This window comes from Lachnospira rogosae (ex Hitch et al. 2025) (assembly GCF_040096455.1).
Taxonomy (GTDB): Bacteria; Bacillota; Clostridia; order Lachnospirales; family Lachnospiraceae; genus Lachnospira; species Lachnospira rogosae.
On sequence record NZ_JBBMER010000019.1, the window covers coordinates 1 to 806 of the forward strand.

The 806-nt window shown below is 50.1% G+C and carries 1 rRNA gene; it reads right to left on the reverse strand.

From position 1 onward, the window contains the following. Positions 1-806 (reverse strand): 23S ribosomal RNA (locus tag WMO14_RS12860); the annotation flags it as partial.

The window sequence follows — 806 nt, forward strand, 5'->3', positions numbered from 1 at the left end:
CCCGACTTACCCAGGGCAGATCAGCTTTACCCTGGAAACCTTAGATATTCGGCCTTGAAGATTCTCACTTCAATCTCGCTACTCATTCCGGCATTCTCTCTTCTTAGCAGTCCACCACTCCTTCCGGTATGGCTTCGTTCCGCTAACAATGCTCCTCTACCAACATATAGAAACCTTGGTTTCTTTGTTCCTAAGCTTCGGTGTCGTGTTTCAGCCCCGGACATTTTCGGCGCAGGACCTCTCGACTAGTGAGCTATTACGCACTCTTTTAATGTGTGGCTGCTTCTGAGCCAACATCCTAGTTGTCTTCGAAATCCCACATCCTTTTCCACTTAACACGCACTTTGGGACCTTAGCTGTAGGTCTGGGCTCTTTCCCTTTTGACCACCCAACTTATCTCGTGCAGTCTGACTCCCCAGCATCATCTGTCCGCCATTCGCAGTTTGATATTCTTCGGTAGGCTTTGACGCCCCCTAGGAAATTCAGTGCTCTACCTGCGGCAGACTAACTGAAGGCTAGCCCTAAAGCTATTTCGAGGAGAACCAGCTATCTCCGGGTTCGATTGGAATTTCTCCCCTATCCACACCTCATCACCACCCTTTTCAACGGATGTGTGTTCGGACCTCCACTACCTCTTACGGCAGCTTCATCCTGGACATGGATAGATCACCCGGTTTCGGGTCTATGATACGTGATTCCTCGTGCTCTTAACACTCGCTTTCGCTTCGGCTCCGGACCTTAAGTCCTTAACCTTACCGCGTATCATAACTCGCCGGACCGTTCTACAAAAAGTACGCCGTCGCACT